Annotated in this window: 2 protein-coding genes; one reads left to right on the top strand and one right to left on the bottom strand. The window is 47.6% G+C overall.

All coding sequences use genetic code 11. The features are described 5' to 3' along the window. Positions 1–791: cation:proton antiporter regulatory subunit (locus ACTIE6_RS23810; RefSeq protein WP_439559002.1), on the top strand; the 791-nt coding region annotated here is incomplete at its 5' end. On the opposite strand, the gene ACTIE6_RS23805 is transcribed toward ACTIE6_RS23810, so the two are convergent. Further along, positions 781–1,436, bottom strand: a 656-nt coding sequence (locus ACTIE6_RS23805; protein WP_439559001.1) for a 1-aminocyclopropane-1-carboxylate deaminase/D-cysteine desulfhydrase, incomplete at its 5' end; no start/stop codon positions are given. The two genes, ACTIE6_RS23810 and ACTIE6_RS23805, sit on opposite strands and share 11 nt — an antisense overlap.

Raw genomic sequence — 1,436 nt, 5'->3', positions numbered from 1 at the left:
GTAAATACAGCCGAGGCCCCTTATTGCTGCTGGAACTGTCGCGCGTATTGGTTGCGATTATCTTAATGGGTTTTCTGCTTAATTCTTTCTTTTCCACACCAACCGCATTGACTGTGGCGGCAGCAATTATGCTACTCGGTTTTGCCATTTTTTATAGAAGGTTACAGCTGTTTTACAGCAAGATCGAAGATCGTTTTTTACAAAACCTGAATGCAAGACAATTGGAAGGCAGCGGCAAATCGAAGCGGATACTACTTCCCTGGGACGCTCACTTTGCATTTCTTGAAGTAAGCGCCGATTCCAATCTGATAGGGAAAAGCTTACAGGAGCTCAAAATCAGGGAAAATTTCGGCATTAACGTAGTGCTCATTGAACGCGGAAGCAAAACGATCTATTTACCAAAACCCACGGAAGTACTTTATCCCTGCGACCGCATTGAGGTTATTGGTACCGACGACCAGCTGGATATGTTCCGCGGGCACGTTGAAATCAGCACTACCGGCGATGTTTATATGGCGCACGAGGACACCGTCGTGCTGGAAAGGATTGAGGTCAGAAATGAATATGATATCCGCGGGAAATCAATCAGGAACAGTGGTATCAGAGAGAAAACGCATGGAATGATCGTTGGACTGGAAAGAAATGGCGAGCGCATCCTGAACCCCGATTCGTCGATGATCATCGAAAACCACGATGTGCTCTGGATCGCCGGCGACAGGGACCTGATCAAAGAATTTGTAAATACCAAAACCACCGACAGTACGGAAGCAATGACCAGCTCTATCTCCTGAGCAAACCTTGCAACCCGCCGGTATGGACTGCAACAATAACGGTTCCCTTCCGGAAATAACCTTTTTGAACCAAATCAAAAAGGCCAAAGAACATTTTGCCCGTATATACCTGCTCTAACTGAATATCAAACCTGGTTTTGAAATCGTCAATAAAAGTTAGCAATTCGGAGTTCCATTTGGCATAACCTCCATAATGATAGTCGGTTTGTAATTCCAGGCTTCCCTGATTGGCAAGGCCGCTGGTCAGAGCTGCAATATCGTTGCGGAGAAATCCGCCGCCTTTTAACACGGGGAATGCGAGCACATCGGCGCCGGAGGATAATATCCCAGCCGCAGTACCGCCCGTACCAGCAGCTACACAGAAACAATCCGGTACTCTCCCCAACTGAGCAGCTACCTCAGCCACCATTTCTCTTACGCCGGGAAGCGCAAGAGAAGTTGTTCCACCTTCGGGTATGATATAGGGATTTCCAAACTGGTCTGAAAGGCCGGCCAGGTAATCAGGAGCTTGCCGCTGCTTATATTCCTCCCTTGATACGAAATGCAGCTGCATATCTTTACCTCTGCAAAACTGCAATGTGGCACTCTCTTCGGCAGGCTGTTCCCCTCTTACAATCCCGATCGTATCTAATCCCATTGCTGAAC

It is taken from the genome of Dyadobacter sp. (genome assembly GCF_051859145.1).
GTDB lineage: Bacteria > Bacteroidota > Bacteroidia > Cytophagales > Spirosomataceae > Dyadobacter.
Note: the sequence above shows the minus strand (reverse complement) of the source record. Positions and strands in the feature narration are given on the sequence as shown.